The sequence below is a fragment of the Psychrobacter sp. KCTC 72983 genome (assembly GCF_014280455.1).
Lineage (GTDB): Bacteria > Pseudomonadota > Gammaproteobacteria > Pseudomonadales > Moraxellaceae > Psychrobacter > Psychrobacter pacificensis.
Window position 1 is genome coordinate 202,796 of sequence record NZ_CP060390.1, and the last position, 23,808, is coordinate 226,603.

The window sequence follows — 23,808 nt, forward strand, 5'->3', positions numbered from 1 at the left end:
TATGAGTATGGGTAAAAAGTTAATGCATTGGGTGGACGCGCGTTTCCCAGCGACTGAAACCTACGAATACCACATGTCAAAGTACTACGCACCAAAGAACTTTAACTTTTGGTACTTCTTTGGCGTATTGTCAATGGTCGTATTGGTCAACCAGTTGGTGACTGGTATTTGGCTGACGATGATGTACAATCCTAGTGCCGAGGGCGCATTTGCGTCTGTAGAATACATCATGCGTGATGTCAAAGGCGGTTGGCTCATCCGTTATATGCACTCGACTGGCGCCTCAGCGTTCTTTGTCGTGGTGTATTTGCATATGTTTAGAGCACTGCTCTACGGCTCATATCAAAAACCTCGTGAGCTTATTTGGCTCATCGGTATGGGCATCTATTTGGCTCTTATGGCCGAAGGTTTCTTTGGATACCTACTCCCTTGGGGCAACATGTCATTTTGGGGTGCTCAGGTTATCTTAAACCTTCCTGCGGCGCTGCCGGTAATCGGTGACGGTCTTGCTGAGTGGGTACGTGGTGACTATATCATCTCAGGTATCACCCTAAACCGCTTCTTTGCGCTACACGTTGTCGCTATTCCATTGGTCCTTGTGGGCTTGGTCTTCATGCACATTGTCGCATTGCACCATGTAGGTTCTAACAACCCTGATGGTATCGATATTAAGAAGCTAAAAGACAAAAATGGCGTACCATTAGACGGTATCGAATTCCATCCATACTACACTGTGCATGATATGGTAGGTATTGTAGTATTCTTTATCTGTTTCTTTGCGGTGGTGTTCTTCTTCCCTGAAGGCGGCGGCTTCTTCCTTGAGCCACCTAACTTTGAAGCAGCGAACTCACTGAAAACACCAGCACACATTGCGCCAGTATGGTACTACACACCGTTCTACGCAATCTTGCGTGCGGTTCCAAGTAAGCTGGGCGGGGTCATCGCTATGGGTGCGGCCATCGCTGTACTATTCTTGATACCGTGGCTCGACAGATCACCTGTACGCTCAATACGCTACAAAGGTATCTTGTCTAAGATTGCACTAACTGTCTTTGCTATTAGCTTTATCGTACTTGGCTATTTAGGTGCGACACCTGCAACGCCAACTGCGACTATTATGGCTCGTGTATTCACGATTCTATATTTCTTATTCTTCTTACTGATGCCGTTTTACACTGCCATCGAGAAGTGTAAACAGCCACCAGAACGCGTTACCGGAGGTCACTAATGAGCACGCTAATCAAATCCCTAGCGGGTCTAGGCTTAGGCGCGGCATTGACCTTAACCGCTGGTAGTGCAATGGCAGCTGGCGGTCACGGATGTGGCACTTTTACCAATGCTGAAGGTGTTGATGAGCATTTGGCCTGTAGTACAGCCCCAATTGATTTTACCAATAAAGGCTCACTACAGAACGGCGCGAAAATCTTTATGAACTACTGTGCTGGGTGCCACTCAGCCAAGTATGTTCGTCACTCGCGTATTGCACAAGATTTAGAGATACCGCCTGAGTTGGTTGAAAAGTATTTGATGGTTACCACCGATCAAATCGGTGACCACATTACTGCTGAGATAGACCCTGAGGTTCAAGCGTCTTGGTTTGGTGCTGCACCTCCTGATCTGTCACTTGAGACGAGACTGCGCGGTGATGACTGGGTATACACATACCTATTATCATTCTATGAAGATCCAAGTCGTCCTTGGGGCGCTAACAACTTAGTACTGGCCAATGCTGCTATGCCCCACGTATTGCATAATATGCAAGAAGAGCTAAGCCAAGAAGAATTTGAATCTGAAGTTGGTGACTTAGTCAACTTTATGGCTTGGATGGGTGAGCCTGCTCGTCACGACCGTCAAGTCATTGGTTTCTTTGTTATTTTATTCTTGTTAGTACTACTCATCCCAGTTTACTTGTTGAACAAAGAATTCTGGAAAGACGTCAAATAAGTAATAATTAGCAGACAGTTCTGATAATTAAAAAAGGCACTACTTCGGTAGTGCCTTTTTTTGTGCTTTGACATTAAGCTGAAATACCAGATAAGCCGGAAAATAAGCCACTCAGCGCTAATGTTTACGTACACTGCCTTGATAAACGTTGCGAGTTTGTTTACGATGACAACCTTCACTCTTAACATTAGGCTTTCATGATTGATGCGAATGACATTCCAAGTAGTCAGCTAATTTTATATGCTGATGACGGCTACGACAGTCATGTGGTACGCCTATTACTTGAAGAAAAAAAGCTTGCTTACTATTTGTCTCGTCTGCATTCCGAGCGCCCTGAAGATTTGACTGAGCTTAATCCCTATCATACCTTACCTGTATTGCAGCAGCGTGAGATTGCGCTTTATGAGATTAATGTTATTTTTGAATATCTTGAAGAGCGTTATCACACAAACAAACTGCTCCCTGAGACACCGCAGGAACGTGCACAGTTTCGCCAATTGGCTTGGCGCATTCAGCGTGATTGGCTCGTACTTGGCAAGCGCCTCCTCACGCATCCAGATAGTTTTAACAAAGCACAGGCTGCCGTTGCCAAAAAACAACTCAGTGATTCATTGATTACTCTGTCGCCGCTGTTCGCTCATAAGCCTTATTTTATGGCTGATGAGTTTGGTTGGTGTGACGTGTTATTAGCACCCCTATTATGGCGATTGGATGAAATGGGGATTGAGCTACCACGCGCGATTAGCCGTCCGCTATTTGAATATCAAACGAGAGTGTTTGAGCGTAGTAGCTTCCAAAAAAGCGTACGTTGATTAGACAAGTATAAGAAGCTGCCTTAGAATAAGTACCAATATAACAGAAATTGACTTGCACTTATTGTGTGATAATTTGCTAAATAAAATATCTTTTCATTATTGAACATTATTAGTATAGGAAATCATTAGATGAGCGAAACCACCTCTATTACACCTACCCGTCCTTATATGGTACGTGCACTATATCAATGGATAGAAGACAACGCCTTGACGCCTTATCTGATGGTCGATGCTACTGCTGATAACGTACAGATACCAACCGAGCATGTGCAAGATGGTCGTATCGTATTAAACATCGCCAGCCGTGCTACAGGCAATATGAGTATGGAAAATGACTATATTCATTTTAGTGCGCGCTTCGGCGGCGTCTCACAAGAAATTTGGGTACCCTTGCAAGCGGTACTTGGCATCTATGCTAAAGAAAACTCGCAAGGGATGTTTTTTGATCCTAACGAGTACGATAACTATGAGCCTGAAGAAGAGGCTAGCGCGGTAGCGAATAAACCAAAAGCTGCGACTAGACCTAAACGCGATAACAAAGCAGGGTTGAAAGTGCTGAAGTAATCAGCCATTCAAACTGATTATTTTTCACATAATAAAAAGCCAGTCATACTTGATATAACTGGCTTTTTTGTTGGCTGCTCAAAGACTTGAGACTTTATCTTTAACTAGGTTCTCGGCAAGGTCACGCCGCGCTGACCTTGGTATTTACCGCCGCGATCCTTGTAGCTGGTCTCGCAGACATCGTCGCTATCGCTTTGGAAAAACAGCATTTGCGCGACGCCTTCACCTGCATAAATACGAGCTGGTAGATTGGTAGTGTTACTAAATTCAAGTGTCACATGACCTTCCCATTCAGGCTCAAGCGGCGTTACGTTGACGATAATACCGCAACGTGCGTAAGTCGACTTGCCTAGGCAAATGGTCAGTACGTCGCGTGGAATACGGAAATATTCCATCGTACGTGCTAAGGCAAACGAGTTTGGCGGAATGATACACTCATCACCGACGATATCGATAAAGCTTTTATCATCGAAGTTTTTAGGATCAACAACGACTGAATGGACGTTGGTAAAGACTTTGAATTCAGGCGCACAGCGTACATCGTAACCGTAGCTTGAGGTACCGTAGCTCACCAAACGCTCGCCTGCATCATTGAAGCGCACTTGACCTGGCTCGTATGGCTCGATCATGCCGTGCTCTTCGGCCATTTTACGAATCCAGCGGTCAGACTTAATAGACATTGTTATTCCTTAGCAAATTTTTAATAGCGATGATTATACGCAGTTGAGGCATCAATTTATAGGTTTTACGCGAGATAAAAGTATCCACTCGCTATTCAGCTTGAGTCAGATATTACCATTTTGCAAAGTGATCTTCCGCTAGTCCCATTACCTTATCCAAGCGTAGCACTTGCCCAGCTAAGCGTATCTCGCCGCTGTATTCCCCTAGCCACTGCTCAAAGATGCTGGCGACAACGCCGAAATTATCTGTTTTTTTGTAGACTCTAATCGGCGTGAAAGTTAAATCGATATCGACACTACTCCAGCCTAAGCTTCGATGATAAATGTGCCAAGTATTGGCAGAGGAGTCATTCGTATTTTTACGCTCAAATAATACAGGCGGCAGATAAAAAATATCGCCATCGAGCCAACAAGCATTCTCACTTAGACCTGTATCATTGACACCCATAGAGAGATTCAATAAAAAATGTCGACCATCTGCTAGGTAGCTGTTGATACAAGTCCAAAACCAATTGGTCTCATGACGCATATAACCCAGTGTCCAATCTAGATTGGCTTTTGTTGTCTTGCTCAATTCAAGTTTTTGCTGCTGACTATCAGCGGTTATCTGTGCACCCGCTTTGATAATTATCTCGCCGCTAGCAGCGCTCAACGGCTCTTTTTGGGTAAACGTCCAACCGCGTCTGCCTGTTGGCGTACATATCGCAAGCGGCTGCTGCTGACGCTCTAATTTTGCATGGACTGCTAGATATTGGCTATCAAGCTCTAAACTTACCTGCTCTGGGGTAAAACCTAGCGTTAGGCTAAGCTTGCTATGGGTAAAAGACATCTGCCCTTGATAGTGATCGCCTTTAAATTCACTGCGGCGCGTAACTGGCTGCAAGGCTTCCCCAATCTCTAATTGTGCAGTCTTTTCATTGTAAACATAAACAAAAGCACTAGTGGCAATCTTAATCGTTGCCAGTGCGAGACATACTCTAAAAGGCGGCTCGATGATTTGGACAAAACAGAATTGATTGGCCTTGAAGTCTTTACGCCAGTTTGATAATGGTTTTTGCGAGATTAACGGACTGTAATAATCGAGATAATTGATTTGTTTAACTTGCGAGAACACCCCAAATTGTGGCTGACCATTTTGGATGAGCTGTTCGATAGCTTGTGGCTTTATATCGGTAGAAATGATATTTGCGTAAGCTACATTATCTACCTTGTCGCTTTTAATAGGTCCATGCATTGCTATGACATCCTTGTCTTGCATTTATTACTGACTAATCACTTGTCCTTGATAGCTTACTTCGGTACTTATCACTGTTCTTTTTGCTTGCCTTGATGCGGCCCAAATGGCTTCTGTAATGGCTTTGACCTCTATTGCAGTGAGTCCATCGGCCAGCTCCTGCGTCACATTTGCTACGGCAAAACCATTTGTCCCAAAAGGATGCTTAGGAAACTTTAACAATAAAGCCGCCATCGCCTCTACTGCTGACAAAAAATCGGCAATCACCATTCGCCTATTACTAAAGGTTGCATTGACTTGATAGCGCTTGCTACTACCATCTTTATAGTAGCAAACGCCAATCAGTTGGTTATTTGATAGCTCAATTTCATACACGGGCGGACGCAGCATTTTTAGTAACGTGTACTGCTTGGGCGCAGCCTCTAAATGACTTTGATAAATAGATACACTCACAAAGCTTCCTTGCTTCTTTGTTAGAATAAAAATGCTTTTAACTTTATATTTGCTTAGGCTAATTTGTTATTGATAAACAATCATCATAAACGATTAAAATATACGTTTATCATCGACAGGCTTAGCAAATTTATCAATATTAGTCTCGATGTTTTTGGCTATATTGATATAGTAATTCGCAAACTCATCATCAGCCAATACACTTGGCTCCCCTTTATCGACTTGGGCGCGGATACCACTGGCAAGTGGTAGTTGCCCTAATAGCGGCACCTGATACTGCTCAGCGATAATCTCACCACCGCCAGTACCAAAAATCGCTTCGGTATGGTTGCAGTTACTACAAGTGTGCAGCGCCATGTTTTCAACAACACCAAGCACAGGAATACTGGTTTTGTTAAACATCTCAATACCTTTCTGCGCATCAAGTAGTGCAACGTGCTGCGGCGTCGTGACGATGATAGCGCCTGTCACTGGGATACGCTGTGCTAAGGTCAGCTGTATATCGCCCGTACCTGGCGGCATGTCAATCACCAAGTAATCTAGCTGTGGCCAGTTGGTTTGATTATAAAGCTGCATCAGCGCACCTGTCGCTTTGGGACCACGCCAAGCCACTGGCGTATTATCGCCATCGAGCAAGCTGCCGATAGAGAGCATCGCTATTCCATGCGCATCAACCGGAACGAACTGCTCGTTTTCTAATTGCGGCTTCACATCGGCAACACCTAGCATTGTCGGCATACTAGGGCCATATATATCCGCATCAAGCACGCCCACGCGGTTACCCAGCTTTTGTAATGCCAGTGCGATGTTCACAGTCGTCGTTGATTTGCCAACGCCGCCCTTACCTGATGCCACAACAATAATATGGCGGATACGAGGATGCGCGGCTAATGAAGCTTGCGTAGGTGCTGCTTTGGTAATTGGCGGCTCAGCGTTAGCGTTATTGGCATTACTCACGTTGTTATTAACGCCAGATGAAGGCTGGGACTCCATCGCATTGGTTGTCTTTGGCATCTGCTTTGGTAAGCTTGAACCTGACCCTTTTTCTGGAGCAGGCAGGCGCACATTCATATGAATCGTGGTAATGCCATGCGGATGCAGCAACTGGCCAAGCTCTTGTTGGACAGCTTCAGGGTTGCTGTCTTGTGGCAGGCGCAAGTCTAGCGTCAGCGCCTCGCCGTCACGCTCAAGTCCTGTGACCATCGTCGCAATACTGACTGTTCCTATCTCATACCCAAGCAATACTTTATCAACGGCACTATCACGTTCTGCCTGCTGCTGCGGTGTTTCGGTTTTGGTGGTTTTTTTCTTCATAAAGTTGAACATAGCTATTATTATTGCCTATACAAGTGGATGAGTTTGGTACATGGCTTAATTCATATCGTCTCCTATTGAGCAAACGATAAAACCAGTGACCATTTTAGCCAAACCTTTTATCGTGACAGTGTAGCTGAATTGGACGCATAAAAAAACCACAACGCTAGTAGGTCTGACATTGTGGTTTGTTCTATTATAATAGGCGCAATATCTGTCTATTAATTCATAAACCAGCCATGACTGGCAACGATAGATTGTCCTGTAAACACATTACTGGGAAACGCCGCTAAGAATAGTGCCAACTGAGCAATATCCTCTACCGTTGTAAACTCTTTATCGACAGTATTTACTAGCATAATGTCATTAACGACAGATTCTTCACTAATACCTTTCTCGCTTGCTTGCTGCGGTATTTGTTTTTCGACCAAAGGCGTTTTGACAAATCCTGGACAAATCACATGTGCGCGCACATTATGCTCAGCGCCTTCTTTGGCTAATACGCGGCACAGTCCTAGCAGGCCGTGCTTGGCAGTGACGTAAGGGGCTTTATAAAGTGACGCTTCATGCGAGTGTACTGAGCCCATGTAGATGACCGTGCCGCCCTTATTGCCTTTATACATATGCTTAATCGCGGCTTTAGTGGTCAAAAAAGCGCCATCTAAGTGAATAGCGAGCATTTTTTTCCAGTCATCAAACGTCATTTTATGGATAGGATTGATAATCTGGATACCAGCATTAGACACCAAAATATCAATAGCGCCAAAGGTATCAACCAATTTCTGTACACCTTCGTTTACCGCATCTTCAGAGGTCACATCCATCGCAATCGCAAGAGCACGCCCGCCACCTGCTTCAATGGCATCAACCGTTTGCTGGGCGGCGGCCAGATTGATATCGGCAATACCAACCATAGCGCCTGCTTTTGCATAAGTCTCAGCGATATCACGACCGATACCACTTGCAGAGCCAGTGATTAATGCCACTTTACCTGTCAAATCCTGCTGTAATTGGGTGGACATATAGGTTCCTTATTATGATCTATAAATATTAGGAGATAAATCCTATTGAGCAATGCTAACTGGCGTTTTTTCTTGTAGCTCGTCAAAGCTAACACCATCTGCTAATTCAACCAATTTTAGGCCACTGTCAGTAACGTCTAATACGGCAAGCTCAGTGATGATACGATCAACCACGCCCTTACCCGTCAATGGTAGCTCACAGTTGGCTAAGATTTTTGGATCGCCATGCTTATTGACCTGTTCCATCAATACAATCACACGCTGTACGCCTGCGACCAAATCCATCGCACCGCCCATGCCTTTGACCATTTTTTTAGGAATCATCCAGTTAGCAAGGTCACCTTGTTCTGAGACTTCCATGGCGCCTAATATCGCCAAGTTGACATGACCACCACGAATCATCGAAAAAGATTCAGAACTACTAAAATAACTGGCCCCTGCTTCTGCGGTCACGGTTTGCTTGCCCGCATTAATCAAGTCTGCATCGACGGCGTCTTCGGTTGGGAACTCACCAATACCCAGCAAGCCGTTCTCTGATTGTAGCCATACGTCTACGCCTTCAGGAATATAGTTAGCGACTAGCGTTGGTAGACCAATGCCTAAGTTGACATAATAGCCGTCTTGTAGCTCTTTTGCCGCGCGCTGCGCCATTTGTTCTCTTGTCCATGCCATGCTGATTTCCTTATTTTTTACGATATTCTATTGCTATTCATCTAAATCGTTAGTTATCTAAACAATTAGCTATCTAAACAATTAGCTATCTAAGTTATTATCAATCTAAAAACTGACGATAAGTCTCAACCATGATTTTATCTAAGCGCCTTCTACCGCTTTAGTCGTGGTTTTTTCGATACGTTTTTCAGGGCTAGCATTCAATACAATACGTTGCACAAAAATACCTGGTAGATGCACTTCATCTGGATCAAACGTGCCTGCCTCGACGATTTCTTCGACTTCGACGATGGTGATTTTTCCCGCCATTGCGCAGTCTGGGTTGAAGTTGCGAGCGGTCTTATTAAATATCAAGTTACCGGCTTTATCGGCCTTTTGTGCTTTGATGAGTGCCACATCCGCACGCAGTGAATGCTCTAACACATAAGTACGACCATCAAAATCACGCGTTTCTTTACCTTCGGCAACTAATGTGCCCACACCAGTCGCTGTATAGAATGCAGGAATACCCGCACCACCTGAGCGTAGCTTTTCGGCCAATGTACCTTGCGGGGTTAGCTCAACCTCAAGCTCGCCTGCCAAGTACTGGCGTTCGAACTCTTTGTTTTCACCAACATATGATGAAATCATTTTCTTGATTTGGCGGGTCTGTAGTAGCAGACCAAGTCCAAAATCATCGACGCCAGCGTTGTTGCTGATACAGGTCAACTCTTTAACGCCACTATCACGTAGTGCTTCGATCAATGCTTCTGGAATGCCGCATAGACCAAAACCACCGATAGCGAGTGTTTGCCCATCACTAACAACACCATTTAGTGCGTCTTCGGCGCTGTTGTATACTTTTGAGCGACTCATACTTATCTCCTTGCAAGTCTGTTTTTGTTATTAACGTCCATTATCTATCATGATTTATTTATTGTGCCAATCAATAGCGCATTGACTGTTTAAATTTAAATCAATACATTTTATATCGATATATCATATATCAAATACTTATGCTAACTTAACATATAATTCTCGCAGCGAGAAGACAATAACACTAAGAACGAATGAGACAATACAGTAGCGAGGTATGAGGCAAGTCAATATCATATTATTCCAAGATTAATATTTGATAAGAAATCAAAAATTACATATTTTGATTAATTTTATTGACCTACATCGATAAGCGCGACATACACGCTGTCTTAATTTTGCCAAGGAGGGCTATCATGTTTAGTACATTTGCGATTGTCATCACCCTATTATTACTCATGTTTTTTGCTTATCGCGGTTATTCTGTGCTGATCTTAGCACCGATTATGGCGACGCTAGCAGTCTTACTATCAGGTGATTTTTTAAACACCATCCCCGCTTATACCGATGTCTTTATGGGCGCGTTAAGTGGGTTCTTACTCAAATTCTTCCCTATATTCTTGCTAGGGGCATTGTTTGGGCGTTTGATGGCCGACTCTGGTGCGGCAACCGCGATTGCCAATACCGTCGTCGAAAAGCTCGGTGCCAGCAAGGCCATTCTTGCGGTGATTTTGGTCTGTGCTATTTTGACCTATGGCGGGGTATCACTGTTTGTGGTGGCTTTTGCTATTTATCCAATCGCCAAGGACTTGTTCAGAGCAGCCGATATTCCAAAACGTTTGATTCCAGCAGCGATTTCCCTAGGGTCATTTACCTTTACAATGACTGCACTGCCAGGCACGCCAGCCATCCAAAACGCTATTCCAATTCCTTACTACAACACCAACGTATTTGCCGCGCCTATTTTGGGTATCATTGGCGGTACGATCATGTTTATTGGTGGTTGGTTGTGGCTTCAGTCACGTGCCAACAAAGCAAATGCAGCGGGGGAAGGTTATGGTCAGCATGATGAAGAGGATGTAGGCGGCGTTGGAGCGGCTGCAAAAAAAGCTGATATATTAAACACTCATCACACTTCATTCACCGTTGCCATGATTCCGCTGATATTGGTCATTGGCTTGAACGCTATATTGACCTATGTGGTTTTCCCATCGATAGATTTCAGTAGCCTAAAAACTCAGTTTCCCGATTTAAATATAGATGGATCGCTCGGGTTATGGTCAATTATTATCTCGTTGGTCGTCGCTTGTGTGGTGTTAATTCTGCTCCGCATCGGACATTGGAATAACCTACAAAAAACCATCAACCGTGGTACTTATGACTCGATGCTGCCGATTTTTAATACTGCATCAGAAGTGGGTTATGGCGCAGTTATCGCATCATTAGCAGGCTTCCTTATCATTCGTGATAGCATTTTAAACCTTACCCCTGACAACCCTCTGATCTCAGAAGCCGTCGCGATGACCACGCTTGCTGGTATCACAGGCTCATCGTCTGGTGGTTTGAGTATTGCGCTGTCGACCTTGGGTGAAGACTATCTAAGAATGGCCGTCAATGCGGGTATCGACCCTGAGTTAATGCACCGCGTAGCCGTTATGGCGGCAGGTGGTCTTGATACGCTTCCACACAGTGGCGCTGTCATTACCTTGCTAGCGATTTGTGGTTTGACCCATAAACAGTCTTATTTGAACTTGGCGATGGTGACGATGGTCATTCCATTGGTCGCTGTGGTTGCTGTGATTATCTTAGGGACGATGTTTGGTTCATTCTAAGCTAGCTTAGTCATTTAATCATTTAGTCACTTAGCCATTTATTATTGACTACTGGTATCTAAGTGAATAATGGATAAATAAAAAACCCACTTAGCACACTGCTTGGTGGGTTTTTTATGGCTGGTTTATGACCATCAACATGCGGTGTGAACCTATCGTTCATGGCTAATAAATGCTTGCCAAATGAGAAGTAATTACCAAGGAATATCACAAAATTATCTGAATTACGGTATCATAGGCACACTTTTTGATTTTTTATTATTTTTAGAAGTTTTTAGCATTAACGATGTCGCATCGATGAGCGATGAGCCGCTTAAGATGTTCGATAACTAACCCATTTATACAAAAATATAGGTGATAAAAGTGCGTGAGATTTTAGTAACCAGTGCGCTGCCCTACGCCAATGGCGACATCCATTTGGGGCATCTTGTAGAATATATTCAGACAGACATCTGGGTACGTGCGATGAAGGCGCAAGGCCATCAGGTCACTTATGTCTGTGCCGATGACGCGCACGGTACAGCCATCATGCTCAAAGCAGAAGCCAATGGCGTCACGCCAGAGGAGCAAATTGCCTCAGTCAAAGCCTCACACGAAGCAGATTTTTCAAAGTTCCTGATCAATTTTGATAACTACCACAGCACTCATTCAGAAGAAAACAAACAGTTCTCTGAGCTGATTTATCGTCGTCTCAATGAGGCTGGTCATATCAGCACAAAAGATGTCGAGCAGCTATTTGATCCTGAAAAGCAATTGTTTTTAGCCGATCGTTTTGTCAAAGGCACTTGCCCTGAGTGCGATTCACCAGATCAATATGGTGATAACTGCGAAGTATGCGGCACCACTTATGATGCCACTGAGCTGAAAAACCCGCGCTCAACGTTATCGGATGCCACGCCTGTGCTTAAAACTTCTAAGCATTATTTCTTTGACTTGCCAGAGTTTGAGCAGTTCTTACAGGACTGGACGCGCAGTGACAATCGCTTGCAAACCTCAGTGGCTAATAAATTGCAAGAATGGTTTGAGGCAGGACTTACTAGCTGGGATATCTCGCGCGATGCGCCCTACTTCGGTTTTCAAATTCCAGACACCCCAAGCGATGAGCCAGACAAATATTTTTATGTCTGGCTTGATGCGCCAGTTGGCTACATGGCAAGCTTTAAAAACCTATGTGATAAGCGTGCGGGAACAGAGCAAGCGCTTGATTTTGACCGCTACTGGGCACAAGAAAACGAGCACAAAACCGAAGTTTATCACTTCATCGGTAAAGACATCGTGTATTTCCATGCACTGTTTTGGCCAGCCATGCTAGCCGGTAGCGAATTGCGCACGCCAACGGGCGTCTTTGCCCATGGCTTCTTGATGGTCAATGGCGAAAAAATGAGTAAGTCACGCGGCACTTTCATCAAGGCCGAGACGTATGCTGAGCATTTACACCCTGAATACTTACGTTATTACTTCGCCAGCAAACTGTCTGACAAAGTCGAAGATATCAACCTTGATTTAGAAGACTTTATGCAAAAGGTCAACTCTGACTTGGTGGGTAAAGTGGTCAATATCGCTAGTCGTAGTGCAGGATTCTTGGTTAAAAAGTACGACGGTATACTGTCTGAGACTTGCGCTGAACCGCGCCTATTAGAAGACATTACCAAAACGGGCGATGAGATTGCTGCTGCTTACGAGAATCGTGAATTCTCACGTGCTATGCGCCTCATCATGCAGTGTGCGGATAAAGCCAACGAATATATCGATGCCAAAAAACCATGGTCGCTCGCGAAATTGGAAGGCACTGAGCAAGAAGTTCAAGACGTCTGCTCGGTCGCTATCAACATTTTCCGTCAGTTGATGGTCTATCTGGCACCAGTATTGCCTGAGCTGACAGCAAATGCGAAAGAGTTTTTGAATATTGACGATTTAAGCTTTGCCAGTCGTAATGAGTGGTTATTAGGCCATAAAATCAATAAATTCAAGCCACTGATGCAACGTATCGAAGAAAAAGATATTGAAGCCATGGTAGAAGATTCTAAAGCATCATTAGCTCAAGCTGATGCGCCTGCTGTGACCGAAAATAACAAGCCTGCCGCAAAAGACAAATCACCTGCAATAGACGCTAATACTGTTGCCGAGCAAACGGATTATATTGGTATTGAAGACTTTGCTAAGGTTGAGATGAAAGTCGCTAAAGTGCTTGAGTGCAATCACGTAGAAGGCGCGGACAAGCTGCTACAGTTCACACTAGATGTTGGTGAAGAAAAGCCACGTAACGTGTTTAGCGGCATTCGTAAGTTCTATGAGCCTGAGCAACTGACGGGTAAGAAAGTCATTTGCGTGACCAACCTTGCCCCGCGAAAGATGAAATTTGGTATCTCTGAGGGCATGATTTTGTCATCAGGCGATCCAAAAACTCAGCTAACGGTCGTTACGCTACCTGATAACTGTGTCATTGGTGATGTACTCGCATAAAAATATTAACTTAAGTAGTGGTGTAAGTGATAATTAAAGAAAGAACGAAAAAAACGGTCTAAATAGACCGTTTTTTTATGGCTGACTTAAAAGATTAAAGTGCGCTGTTATCTACTCAAAACATCAATAATTTCCAACGTGTTATTAATTACTGTCACAATCTTATTGTCTGGCGTACGGATACGTACGTAACGGTCATCATAACGATCTAAAATAACAGAACGATCATAATCCCTTCTATCAATCTTGCCGACTACTCTATAACCGTATTTATCAAGGTCACGCTTGAATGACGCGTTAGGGCTAGCATTGCGATACGCATTAATATTAGGGTGGGCATTGCCATTATTTTGATAATTGTTATGGTTGTAATCTTTACTAATGTGAGCAGAGTTACCCTTGCCATTTCCATGACCGTGCCCATTACCATGATTGTCTTTTGCCATAGCAGGCAGGCAAATCAATGAGCTTGCCGTAATGCCAGCGATGGTCAATAACTTTAAATTAGCTGTATTCATAATGTTATCCTTAAAATATGCGTTTGAATAATAGTAATGAGATATTTGAATGCGTTGTATAGTCAAGTCAATTTAAAAATGACACAACGAGATTAAAGGCTATTTTTCGCAGCCTCTGGAGACGAAGTCACAGCAAGCAAGGAAAATAGTATTTAATCGAGTGTGTTTATGATGATATATCAGTTTTATTTGGGCTTTACTATATATTCAACACGTCAACATAATAATGATATGGATTTTGGACGCACCCTACTTCTCATATAAAAAATTTTTATATAAACATTAGCTTACGTTAATTATGAAGTGGATTGGTAATAGATGCGTTGCTAGCTTGTATGCTTTTTGACTATCAGTTTATTGGATAAGACAATGCCTTAAGAGGCTAATTCTTATGGTTAAATACTCAAAACCACACTTATGACAGTGGTTACGACAATGCCTAATAGTCTTACTAAGTACGCCTATGACGAATGCGCTTTAATTTTTTATTGCGATAACTTACATTGCTGTCATAATATGAACATAATAATCGACGGAACGATTACTTTATTTAATGGTTAGCCTGCTATGTTGACGTAGACGTAGTATTGACTCGGCTAATCTGCATTCTCCAATATCTTTTTTAGAACCAAAGAGAACCAAACAGATTCTTTGAGCATTGCTATTAGTAGGCTTGATCAATCTGACAGTCCTCGCTTGGTTTTTATGATTGATATAACCTATGAGTTATCCTAATAATGACTATTGCTTCTACTCTACGCTTAAGCCTATATGGCGTTGCTCTTAGTGCCATTAGCACACTTGGCCTGATAGGCTGCTCGAACTCCTCTACTGACACAGCCGCCACTACTGAAAATAGCTCTGCTGCAGATGCAGAAAAACCTGCCAAATCTATTGCGATTACCCAAATCGTTGAGCATCCATCATTGGATGACATGCGCCGCGGTATTATTGATGAGCTGGCAGACAATGGTTATGTCGAAGGCCAAAACCTAACGGTCAACTTCCAAAGTGCACAGGGCAATACAGCGACAGCAGGACAGATTGCTAAGCAGTTTGCAGGAGACAATCCGGACGCCATCGTCGCTATCTCGACGCCATCGGCCCAGTCGATTGTCGCGGCTACCACTACTATTCCTATCATTTATACGGCCGTATCAGACCCACTAGGCGCTAAGCTTATCAATGAAGATGGCAAGCCTTTTCAAAGCAATTTGACAGGATTATCGAGTCAGCTACCTCTAGAGCCGCAGTTAGATTTACTACAACAAATAAAGCCTGAGATGAAAACGATCGGCTACGTTTACAGCCCAGGCGAAGCAAACTCAGTGTCATTGCGTGATAGCCTAAAACAAGCGCTACCAGCACGAGGTCTGACATTGTTAGACATCCCTGCCAATCGTCCAACCGATATCGGCATGGCAACGCGTAGCTTGCAAGGACGCGCAGATATCATTTATACCTCATTTGACAATAATGTTGCTTCTGCTTTTGAGGCCATGACTCAAGCAGCAAACGAGTTGAAACTCCCTATTGTCGCGTCTGATGAGTTTAGTGTGAAGCGCGGCGCGGCAGCTGCTCTTGGCGTTAATGATTATGACTTTGGTCGTACCACTGGCAAAATGGTATATCGCGTATTAAATGGCGAGGCGATCAATACCATTGAACCTGCCGTCATGAACGATCTAACCTTATATATCAGCCCTAAGCATGCCAAAACGCAAGGTGTTAGTTTGCCAGCAGAGTTGCTAAAAAATGGCATCAATGTTGATGAACAAGCGCAAAGCACTGATAACAAATAGCACGAATAAAATAAATAGTGCTGAATAGTAATACTGAAAAATACCCTGTAGCCATCATAAGTGGCTCGTTTTACCCTTTTACCCATCTATTAAATAATGTACGGACACATTATTACTTTTAGGAGTCAGAACCATGTTGTATCAAAATCGTTTTAATTTTGGCAAAGCGTTACTACTAGGCGGTGTATGCACTGCTATCTTAACGGGTTGTAATCAATCAGCCCAAGATACTAGCACGACTGATACTACGGCTACTGGCGATACTGCCACCGAAATGAAAACTGTTGCTATCACTGCTATCGTTGAGCATCCAGCACTTGATGATGTACGCAAAGGCGTGATCGATGAGTTAAACGAAGCAGGATTCAAAGACGGTGAAAACCTAACCGTCAACTTCCAAAGCGCACAAGGTAACACTGCGACAGCCGGACAGATTGCCAAACAGTTCGTCGCTGATGATCCAGATGTGATCGTAGCGATTGCTACCCCATCTGCACAGTCTGTGGCCGCCTCAACGAGTAGCATTCCACTGGTATTCTCTGCGGTTACCGATCCAGTAGCAGCCAAACTGGTACCTAAGCTAGATGGTTCTGGCACCAACGTGACAGGCGCATCAGATGCCCTACCATATGAGCCGCAAATTGAATTGATGCGCCAAGTCATTCCTGAACTAAAAAATGTCGGTTATGTCTATAGTCCAGGTGAAGTCAACTCAACGATTATCTTACAAAACCTCAAAGAAAAACTGACCCCTCAAGGCATTAACGTGCTTGAAGCACCAGCACAGCGCAGTAATGACATCGCAATGGCAGCACGCAGCCTAGAAGGTAAGGTCGATATGATCTACACCTCAACAGACAATAACGTGGTATCCGCTTACGAGTCACTCTATCAAATCGCCAAAGAAAGCAAGATTCCACTGATCGCCTCAGATACCAGCTCAGTTGAGCGCGGTGCGGTTGCAGCATTAGGCGTAGATTATTATGAGCTTGGCCGTGAAACGGGTAAGATCGTTGTTCGTATCTTGAACGGTGAAAAAGCAGGCGCTATTCCTGTTTATACCCCACAAGCGCTTAACCTGTATGTCAGCCCAAAACATGCTGAAGAAGAAGGTATTACTTTGTCACAAGCAGTTATCGATAAAGCAAAAGAAGTGGTAGAATAACGCACCTTTGTATTTGGCTTACCATAGCAGCCATGAGCAAAATCATAATATGAATCAGTGATTGCGCTTTTGTGCTGTCATGCTAAATGTTTGACAAGAAACCCAGCTATGAGTCAGTAGGCTGGGCTTCTTGTTTCAGCAGAACCTGTTTAAATAGCTTGTTTCATATATTGCTGTAGTTAGCTTATGGCTTATCTGATACTTGTTAAGTAAAATACATTTTTGCTGTATTGGATATTGCCGTTGCTTGAATCAGCGCTTTAAACCAAGGTAACTTATGAACGTTGTTAATCGTGACCTGTTTTGGTTTACCCTAACCGCAGATTGCTTAATCTGTTAAATTCACCGCTTAGCTGTTTAGCATTTAGAGGGTTTTGGCGCTTGCCACTCACTTATCTTGGTTCCATACGCTAGACACTGAGTTATGACTTACTGATCTCTTATGTCTTTAATTGCTTTTTTTGGTGCGCTTGAAAGTGGTCTGATCTATGGCCTCGTCGCACTTGGTGTGCTGATCTCATTTCGTACGCTTGACTTTCCTGACTTGACGGCTGACGGTAGCTTTCCGCTGGGCGGCGCGGTCGCTGGCATCTCTATCGTTGCGGGTGTCAATCCGTGGCTCGCCTGTGCTTTTGGTATGCTAGCAGGCTCAATCGCTGGTATCGTTACTGCATGGCTGCATGTCAAACTTGGCATCCTACAATTGCTTGCCAGTATCTTAGTGATGGTTGCCCTATATTCTGTCAACCTACGCATCATGGGCGCCCCAAACCTACCGCTACTTGGTGAAACGACGGTATTTAGTACCTTAGTGACTAATGGCAATGGTTATTGGATGCGCTGTCTGATTATCGGTGTGGTCGTGGCGATTGCCATGTTATTTTTAAACTGGTTTTATAGTACCGAAACTGGTTTATCAATGCGTGCTACTGGCTCAAACTTGAGAATGGCACAAGCGCAAGGTATTAATACCTCATGGATGACCATCATCGGTATGGCGATCTCTAACGGCTTGATTGCCTTGGCAGGTGCGCTATTTGTCCAGACCCAAGGCGGCGCTGATATTTCTATTGGTATCGGCACCATCGTCATCGGTCTAGCAGCAGTCATCATTGGTGAGACCATCATTCCTGCCAAGCGTATTTGGTTAATTACCTTTGCGGTTGTGGTCGGTGCAGTATTGTACAAGCTGTTTATTCAGGTCGCACTATCGAGCGATACGCTGCGTAGTATCGGCTTTGGCCCGCAAGATTTGAACTTAATCACAGCATTACTCGTGGTATTGGCGTTGGTCTTACCAAAAGCGAAAACGAAGTTTTTATCACGCAAAGTTCGCGCCTAATGACAGTTTAAGCAAGTACCAACAGCACTTGCTTTGCCCGAAGAGATAATAAGGAATAACGATTATGATGCAAGCCACCGATTTACAGTTGACCTTTAATCCAGGCACACCTATCGAAAACCCTGCCCTACGTGGTATTAGTTTGAATATCGCTGATGGTGAGTTCGTCACTGTTATTGGTACCAATGGTGCAGGTAAATCGACTTTTTTGAACGCAGTCAGCGGTACCACGCGCGTCGATAGTGGTTCAATCCTGCTAAATGGCATTGATGTCACCAAAAAATCCGCCCATCAACGTGCACACTGGGTCGCGCGTGTTTTTCAGGATCCGATGGCAGGTACTTGTGAAGCGCTGACCATTGAAGAAAACATGGCCTTGGCCTATAAACGTGGCGGCAAGCGCGGTTTGAAGTTTGCACTAAATCAAAACAACCGTGACTTGTTCCGTGAAAAACTGTCTGTGTTAAAACTGGGACTAGAAAATCGCCTGACAGACCGTATGGGTCTACTCTCTGGTGGTCAACGTCAAGCGGTGAGCCTGCTGATGGCATCGCTACAGCCCTCTAAGATTTTATTGCTCGATGAGCATACTGCTGCCCTTGATCCAAAAACTGCCGCCTTTGTTTTAGAATTGACAGATAAAATTGTCACAGACAATAAGCTCACCACCATGATGGTGACCCACTCTATGCAACAAGCATTGGCACATGGTACGCGCACCGTGATGCTACACCAAGGGCAAGTGGTCTTGGACGTGTCTGGAGACATTCGTCGCGGCATGACCGTACACGATTTGTTAGATATGTTCGAGCAAACACGCGGCGAAAAGGTTGAAGACGATAGCTTAATTTTGAGCTAGACTGTCTCAACTTATTGACTCTCAAAAAGCAGACATTACTGTTTCTAATTGCTTCTAAAACCTTCAAGAAAATTGATGTTTCTTGAAGGTTTTTTGTTATCTATGGTTACTACTGCTACACACGGTACAGCGGGCATTATATAGTGATGAGATACCACCATTATGCCGCCATTTATCGATGAGGTCTGTCATGCGCAAAATTCCTGTTTACTCCCACCCTGCTGCAGGTTGGCCTGCGCTGATCTCCTCGACACGCAAACTGATGGATTATCAAACCTTTTTACGCGGTAGTGTCAGCGTCCTAAAAAGCAATCAACCTCAAGGCGGATTTGACTGCCCAGGCTGCGCGTGGCCAGACCATAAGTCACATAAGCGCATCGACGTCTGCGAAAACGGCATCAAAGTCATCGCCAGCGAAACCATGACGAAAAAGGCAGATGCACAATTTTTTGCAAGGCATACCGTGACCGAGTTACAAAGATGGTCTGGCTACGAACTTGAGCATAGCGGGCGTTTGTCAGAACCGATGTACTATGATGCCGCGCAAGATCGCTACGTCCCTATTCCTTGGGAAGCGGCTTATGGCTTAATCACTGAGCAGCTTGGAAAGCTTGATTCACCCAATGAAGCACTATTTTATACTTCAGGGCGCGTGACCAACGAGCCGGCCTTTATGTATCAGCTGTTTGTTCGCAGCTTTGGCACCAACAACCTGCCTGACTGCTCGAACATGTGCCATGAGCCGACCTCAGTGATGCTCGGTAAACAGCTAGGCGTCGGCAAAGCGACAGTCATGCTAGAGGATTTTGAGCAAGCCAAACTGATATTGATGTTTGGGCAAAACCCAGCGACTAACCATCCACGAATGCTGGAGATGCTTGCCCATGCACATGAGCAAGGATGCCGAATCATCTCGATTAATCCGATGCGCGAGCAAGGCTTGAGTAGATTTAGAAATCCGCAAAAACCAATGCATATGGCCGCAGGTCAAAGTGATGATATGGTCGATGATGTCATTCAAATTCAAATCGGCGGTGATACCGCGCTATTGACGGGCATTGCTAAATGGCTGATTGAAAATGATAGAATCAACCATGACTTTATCACTACTCATACCGCAGGTTTTGAACCGCTAAAACAATGGCTAACAGCGCAAACTTGGGAAGACATCACGCTTGGCTGCGGTATTCCTCAAATAGATATTGTCAATCTCGCTAAGCTAGTTGCTGATAGTTCAGCGACCATTTGTACTTGGGGCATGGGTATCACCCAGCATGTGCAAGGCGATGACAATGTTGCGATGATTACCAATCTATTATTATTGATGGGTATGATTGGTATTGATGGTGCGGGCGCCTCCCCTGTTCGTGGTCACTCCAATGTTCAGGGCGATCGTACCATGGGTATCCATGAACGCCCGAGTAAAACCTTACTGGACAGTCTAGAGCGCGTCTTTGAGCGTCCTATGCCAAAAGAGCATGGCTATGATGTCGTCACAGGCGCCAAAGCGCTTATCGAAGGTGACTTAAAAGTGTTTATGGGTATGGGCGGTAATTATGCTGTGGCAGCCCCTGATACGAGCGCTATTCAACAAGCATTAACCACCACTCAGCTCAATGTATTTGTCGGTACCAAGCTCAATGAAACCATGCTATACCCAGGAGCAAACAACGTCATTCTGCCTTGTCTGGGTCGTACTGAGCGTATCCTGACAACAAAAGGTGAGCAGTTTGCAACGATTGAAGATTCAATGTGTCAGATAGTTCCAACCCAAGGTAAGCTTAAACCTGTGAGTGATAACTTAAAGTCTGAGGCAAAGATTATAGCGGAGCTTGCGACACATGTACTTGGTGCTGACTCCTCTATTCCTTGGCTTGCAATGAGCGAAGATTTTGATCTCATTCGAGACTATATCGCCCAAGCTATTAACGGTTTTGAAAACTTCAATCAGCGCATTCGTACCAATGAGCGCGGGTTTCATTTGTATCATGCAGCGCGCCATCGTGTATGGAATACCGAGAGTGGCAAAGCTCAGTTTGAAGTACCGCATTACCCCATTACGTACGTTGCAGCCCAAATGGCGGACACACATGACATTGATCATGAGGACACAACGCAAAAGGTTTGGCAACTGACCAGCGTTCGTAGTCATGACCAGTTCAATACGATGATATTTGGATTCAAAGACCGCTATCGCCAGACCAACCGCCGAGATGTGCTATTCATGCATCCAGATGAAATCAGCCGCCTAGGCTGGCAAAAAGGAGATCAGGTGATGGTATCGCGGCACGCCAGCAGCTCAAGCCACACAGCGCATAAAAACAAGCCGCGCGTACTAGGGCCTCTCATATTGACTGAGATGGATATCGCCGCCAATGCCGTCGCCGCCTATTATCCTGAATGTAACGACCTGTTTGATTTGGATACCCATGCGCCAGACTCTCATATCCCAGCATACAAATCGACGACCGTGATCTTAGAGCGTGTGAATACAAGTGTTCAGACAGCCGAACCTGTATAAGTGGTAATGATCACTGAAAGTAATTTTGAGCAAAGTGAGTCCTCTAGCAAAATGGCTATGATGGCAGAGACAACTGAAACTAGAGTGATTATGACTGAGATATCTGAGGATAATGATAATAGCGCAGCCGAGACAATGCTCGCTCGCAAACATTTAGCGCAGAAGCATCATTATCCATCGGACAAGGCTCATGGAGCCGATATACCTCAAAGCTGTATTGAGTCTCAAACCACCAGTTTGGCAGTAGAGGCAGCGGTATCAATCGTTATTAATGGGATTCATTATGCGGTACTGATGGCCAGCCCTTACCAACTAGAGTATTTGGCTGTTGGGTTCTTATTTAGCGAGGGCTTGATTCAGCACAGTCATGAGTTACTTGATTGGGAAGTGACACATCTTACAGATATTGCCAGCTACCAAAAGTTTGCTCAATCCTTAAACGATGGGGATCTTGAATTCGCCTCCATTGAGCAACGCTTAGAGCAATTTCAAGATTATGATATCTATATCGTAGAGCTGGTGCTAAACCAACGCTGCCATCAGCGCATCCAAGCCCAAAAGCGCCAACTGGCAGGGCGTACAGGCTGCGGTATGTGCGGCATCACGGGGCTGACACAGGCATTGCCCGACTTGAGCCACTACTCACAAGCAAACATACATGGTTCTAAGGCAACCGTGCCAAGCCTTGAGTATCTATTAGTACTACGTCAGCAAGTAGATGCCACACAGCATACACACCAACTGACAGGAGCTGTGCATGCAGCAGCGACGATATACAATCAGCAGTTGTACTTGTTTGAGGACGTAGGCCGTCACAATGCACTCGACAAATTAATCGGTTGGCAACTGCGACAAAAAGTAGAGGTTGATTGCGTACTCATGACCTCACGATTATCGATTGAGTTGGTACAAAAATCGATTCGGGGGCGTATCCCTTGGCTCGTTGGCATGTCTGCGCCCACCAGTACGGCCGTACGGGTCGCCCAGCGCTATGGTTTGGGACTGGCTGGGTTTTTGCGTGACAATAGAGTCACCTACTACACTGGCATTTGATGAGTATTGCCTAACCACATTTTCTAAATCCTGTCGTTATCATCGATTCGTTTACTTTGATACCCTCACATTGATCATTTAATACTGCCACCATTCAATATGTTAGCCTTATTGATACCCTCACAAACACCTTTCCATAAACCCCATTTGTCAATGCTATTTTTCTTGAGGTCTGCCTCTGACTTTTGGTCATTTATGACAGATAACTGACCGATAGATTTGAGCTTCACGGCAGAATAGGGTACTCTTAGCGCACGAGTATGTTACACATAGTTAACATAGCTGTAGTTTTATTTATAAATACTTAGCCTATGGTGCAACGCATCAGGGCTGTAGCGTGTTTGATACTTAACTACAGGTAATGCGTCAATTACCTAATCATGGGCAAAAATTCGCTCATGCTTGGGTGTATTTCAGCCGGCTATACATAATATTAGCCGATAAAGCTGTCTACACTTAGCACCGTCATCAGCAGATGGCTGAGTGCTTATTCATAATTTTGCTGTAGATACCTGCCTTGTCAGCGCTCTATAGCAGCCAGCTATTATCAAGTATGACCACTTGACAGCGTGATGGACTATCCATCAACAGACGCATGCTGATGACTCCCTGCGATTTTTGTGAAATGTGGCTCACTGTTGCATGTGATTTTTTCAAATGACGTACAACAGTGAGTAACCGGCATGATGTCAATGGGCAGTTGTCATTTACAGGTTGCAGGATCTACCCTTAAAACACCAAGTGCGCCAGCGCGCGGCAT

Annotated in this window: 20 protein-coding genes; 12 read left to right on the plus strand and 8 right to left on the minus strand. The window is 44.5% G+C overall.

Going from position 1 to position 23,808, the window contains the following annotated elements; translation table 11 throughout:
- Positions 1 to 7: 7 nt before the first annotated feature.
- The 4 genes from PSBA01_RS00805 (at position 8) to PSBA01_RS00820 (ending at position 3,323) form a co-directional block, all read left to right on the plus strand.
- Positions 8 to 1,228: a cytochrome b gene (locus PSBA01_RS00805; RefSeq protein ID WP_416383524.1), complete on the plus strand. Its 1,221-nt coding sequence runs from the start codon at positions 8 to 10 to the stop codon at positions 1,226 to 1,228.
- Positions 1,228 to 1,944, plus strand: a complete 717-nt coding sequence (locus tag PSBA01_RS00810; protein ID WP_186474770.1) for a cytochrome c1 — start codon at positions 1,228 to 1,230, stop codon at positions 1,942 to 1,944. The genes PSBA01_RS00805 and PSBA01_RS00810 overlap by 1 nt, the downstream gene beginning before the upstream one ends.
- 197 nt (positions 1,945 to 2,141) lie before the next feature.
- Positions 2,142 to 2,756: a glutathione S-transferase N-terminal domain-containing protein gene (locus PSBA01_RS00815; RefSeq protein WP_058024136.1), complete on the plus strand. Its 615-nt coding sequence runs from the start codon at positions 2,142 to 2,144 to the stop codon at positions 2,754 to 2,756.
- A gap of 132 nt (positions 2,757 to 2,888) precedes the next feature.
- Positions 2,889 to 3,323, plus strand: coding sequence for a ClpXP protease specificity-enhancing factor (locus tag PSBA01_RS00820; RefSeq protein ID WP_186474771.1), 435 nt, complete (start codon positions 2,889 to 2,891; stop codon positions 3,321 to 3,323).
- Between the two features lie 104 nt (positions 3,324 to 3,427).
- Here PSBA01_RS00820 and dcd read toward each other — a convergent pair whose 3' ends face one another.
- The 7 genes from dcd to PSBA01_RS00855 all read right to left on the minus strand — a co-directional run bounded on the left by dcd (position 3,428) and on the right by PSBA01_RS00855 (position 9,553).
- Positions 3,428 to 4,003, minus strand: a complete 576-nt coding sequence (gene dcd, locus PSBA01_RS00825; RefSeq protein ID WP_186474772.1) for a dCTP deaminase — start codon at positions 4,001 to 4,003, stop codon at positions 3,428 to 3,430.
- Between the two features lie 112 nt (positions 4,004 to 4,115).
- Positions 4,116 to 5,237 (minus strand): DUF2804 domain-containing protein, encoded by a 1,122-nt coding sequence (locus PSBA01_RS00830; RefSeq protein ID WP_186474773.1) that lies wholly within the window; start codon positions 5,235 to 5,237, stop codon positions 4,116 to 4,118.
- Between the two features lie 27 nt (positions 5,238 to 5,264).
- Positions 5,265 to 5,690 (minus strand): hypothetical protein, encoded by a 426-nt coding sequence (locus tag PSBA01_RS00835; RefSeq protein WP_058024140.1) that lies wholly within the window; start codon positions 5,688 to 5,690, stop codon positions 5,265 to 5,267.
- Between the two features lie 93 nt (positions 5,691 to 5,783).
- A complete protein-coding gene (gene apbC / locus PSBA01_RS00840) occupies positions 5,784 to 7,016 on the minus strand; it encodes an iron-sulfur cluster carrier protein ApbC (protein ID WP_186474774.1) in 1,233 nt (410 codons plus the stop codon).
- A 209-nt stretch (positions 7,017 to 7,225) separates the two neighbouring features.
- Positions 7,226 to 8,026: a 3-hydroxybutyrate dehydrogenase gene (locus PSBA01_RS00845; RefSeq protein WP_186474775.1), complete on the minus strand. Its 801-nt coding sequence runs from the start codon at positions 8,024 to 8,026 to the stop codon at positions 7,226 to 7,228.
- 42 nt (positions 8,027 to 8,068) lie between these two features.
- The gene (locus PSBA01_RS00850; protein WP_058024143.1) at positions 8,069 to 8,698 is read right to left on the minus strand and encodes a 3-oxoacid CoA-transferase subunit B; all 630 of its coding nucleotides are present in this window, start codon (positions 8,696 to 8,698) and stop codon (positions 8,069 to 8,071) included.
- 141 nt (positions 8,699 to 8,839) lie between these two features.
- Positions 8,840 to 9,553 (minus strand): CoA transferase subunit A, encoded by a 714-nt coding sequence (locus PSBA01_RS00855; protein WP_186474776.1) that lies wholly within the window; start codon positions 9,551 to 9,553, stop codon positions 8,840 to 8,842.
- Positions 9,554 to 9,909: 356 nt separating this feature from the next.
- Here PSBA01_RS00855 and PSBA01_RS00860 point away from each other — a divergent pair, with 356 nt between their 5' ends.
- Positions 9,910 to 11,325 (plus strand): GntP family permease, encoded by a 1,416-nt coding sequence (locus tag PSBA01_RS00860; RefSeq protein ID WP_186474777.1) that lies wholly within the window; start codon positions 9,910 to 9,912, stop codon positions 11,323 to 11,325.
- Between the two features lie 363 nt (positions 11,326 to 11,688).
- Entirely contained in the window at positions 11,689 to 13,788 is a 2,100-nt protein-coding gene (gene metG, locus PSBA01_RS00865; RefSeq protein WP_167669380.1) for a methionine--tRNA ligase, read from the plus strand.
- 107 nt (positions 13,789 to 13,895) lie between these two features.
- Here the strand turns inward: metG and PSBA01_RS00870 are convergent, their stop codons facing one another.
- On the minus strand, positions 13,896 to 14,306 hold the full coding sequence (locus PSBA01_RS00870) for a hypothetical protein (protein WP_071001267.1): 411 nt from the start codon (positions 14,304 to 14,306) through the stop codon (positions 13,896 to 13,898).
- 737 nt (positions 14,307 to 15,043) lie between these two features.
- Between PSBA01_RS00870 and PSBA01_RS00875 the strand changes: the two genes are divergently transcribed.
- The 6 genes from PSBA01_RS00875 to PSBA01_RS00900 all read left to right on the plus strand — a co-directional run bounded on the left by PSBA01_RS00875 (position 15,044) and on the right by PSBA01_RS00900 (position 23,048).
- Positions 15,044 to 16,108, plus strand: a complete 1,065-nt coding sequence (locus PSBA01_RS00875; protein WP_186474778.1) for an ABC transporter substrate-binding protein — start codon at positions 15,044 to 15,046, stop codon at positions 16,106 to 16,108.
- 133 nt (positions 16,109 to 16,241) lie between these two features.
- Positions 16,242 to 17,273 carry an ABC transporter substrate-binding protein gene (locus PSBA01_RS00880; RefSeq protein WP_186474779.1) on the plus strand — a complete coding sequence of 344 codons (1,032 nt, stop codon included), beginning with the start codon at positions 16,242 to 16,244 and terminating at the stop codon, positions 17,271 to 17,273.
- A gap of 442 nt (positions 17,274 to 17,715) precedes the next feature.
- Positions 17,716 to 18,615 carry an ABC transporter permease gene (locus PSBA01_RS00885; protein ID WP_071001263.1) on the plus strand — a complete coding sequence of 300 codons (900 nt, stop codon included), beginning with the start codon at positions 17,716 to 17,718 and terminating at the stop codon, positions 18,613 to 18,615.
- A gap of 64 nt (positions 18,616 to 18,679) precedes the next feature.
- Positions 18,680 to 19,474: an ABC transporter ATP-binding protein gene (locus tag PSBA01_RS00890; RefSeq protein WP_071001262.1), complete on the plus strand. Its 795-nt coding sequence runs from the start codon at positions 18,680 to 18,682 to the stop codon at positions 19,472 to 19,474.
- Between the two features lie 190 nt (positions 19,475 to 19,664).
- Complete coding sequence (locus tag PSBA01_RS00895; RefSeq protein ID WP_186474780.1) at positions 19,665 to 21,995, plus strand: FdhF/YdeP family oxidoreductase; 2,331 nt, start codon at positions 19,665 to 19,667, stop codon at positions 21,993 to 21,995.
- A gap of 90 nt (positions 21,996 to 22,085) precedes the next feature.
- On the plus strand, positions 22,086 to 23,048 hold the full coding sequence (locus tag PSBA01_RS00900; protein WP_071003567.1) for a formate dehydrogenase accessory sulfurtransferase FdhD: 963 nt from the start codon (positions 22,086 to 22,088) through the stop codon (positions 23,046 to 23,048).
- Positions 23,049 to 23,808: the final 760 nt, after the last annotated feature.

Excerpts from the sequence above, each read along its gene's own strand:
- PSBA01_RS00900 (WP_071003567.1), top strand. The coding sequence starts at position 22,086 with ATGACTGAGATATCTGAGGATAATGATAATAGCGCAGCCGAGACAATG.
- PSBA01_RS00890 (WP_071001262.1), top strand. The coding sequence starts at position 18,680 with ATGATGCAAGCCACCGATTTACAGTTGACCTTTAATCCAGGCACACCT.
- PSBA01_RS00850 (WP_058024143.1), bottom strand. The coding sequence starts at position 8,698 with ATGGCATGGACAAGAGAACAAATGGCGCAGCGCGCGGCAAAAGAGCTA.
- PSBA01_RS00845 (WP_186474775.1), bottom strand. The coding sequence starts at position 8,026 with ATGTCCACCCAATTACAGCAGGATTTGACAGGTAAAGTGGCATTAATC.
- PSBA01_RS00860 (WP_186474777.1), top strand. The coding sequence starts at position 9,910 with ATGTTTAGTACATTTGCGATTGTCATCACCCTATTATTACTCATGTTT.
- PSBA01_RS00815 (WP_058024136.1), top strand. The coding sequence starts at position 2,142 with ATGATTGATGCGAATGACATTCCAAGTAGTCAGCTAATTTTATATGCT.
- PSBA01_RS00895 (WP_186474780.1), top strand. The coding sequence starts at position 19,665 with ATGCGCAAAATTCCTGTTTACTCCCACCCTGCTGCAGGTTGGCCTGCG.
- PSBA01_RS00870 (WP_071001267.1), bottom strand. The coding sequence starts at position 14,306 with ATGAATACAGCTAATTTAAAGTTATTGACCATCGCTGGCATTACGGCA.
- PSBA01_RS00810 (WP_186474770.1), top strand. The coding sequence starts at position 1,228 with ATGAGCACGCTAATCAAATCCCTAGCGGGTCTAGGCTTAGGCGCGGCA.
- PSBA01_RS00885 (WP_071001263.1), top strand. The coding sequence starts at position 17,716 with ATGTCTTTAATTGCTTTTTTTGGTGCGCTTGAAAGTGGTCTGATCTAT.
- PSBA01_RS00875 (WP_186474778.1), top strand. The coding sequence starts at position 15,044 with ATGACTATTGCTTCTACTCTACGCTTAAGCCTATATGGCGTTGCTCTT.
- PSBA01_RS00855 (WP_186474776.1), bottom strand. The coding sequence starts at position 9,553 with ATGAGTCGCTCAAAAGTATACAACAGCGCCGAAGACGCACTAAATGGT.
- PSBA01_RS00805 (WP_416383524.1), top strand. The coding sequence starts at position 8 with ATGGGTAAAAAGTTAATGCATTGGGTGGACGCGCGTTTCCCAGCGACT.
- PSBA01_RS00880 (WP_186474779.1), top strand. The coding sequence starts at position 16,242 with ATGTTGTATCAAAATCGTTTTAATTTTGGCAAAGCGTTACTACTAGGC.
- dcd (WP_186474772.1), bottom strand. The coding sequence starts at position 4,003 with ATGTCTATTAAGTCTGACCGCTGGATTCGTAAAATGGCCGAAGAGCAC.
- PSBA01_RS00820 (WP_186474771.1), top strand. The coding sequence starts at position 2,889 with ATGAGCGAAACCACCTCTATTACACCTACCCGTCCTTATATGGTACGT.
- apbC (WP_186474774.1), bottom strand. The coding sequence starts at position 7,016 with ATGTTCAACTTTATGAAGAAAAAAACCACCAAAACCGAAACACCGCAG.
- PSBA01_RS00830 (WP_186474773.1), bottom strand. The coding sequence starts at position 5,237 with ATGCATGGACCTATTAAAAGCGACAAGGTAGATAATGTAGCTTACGCA.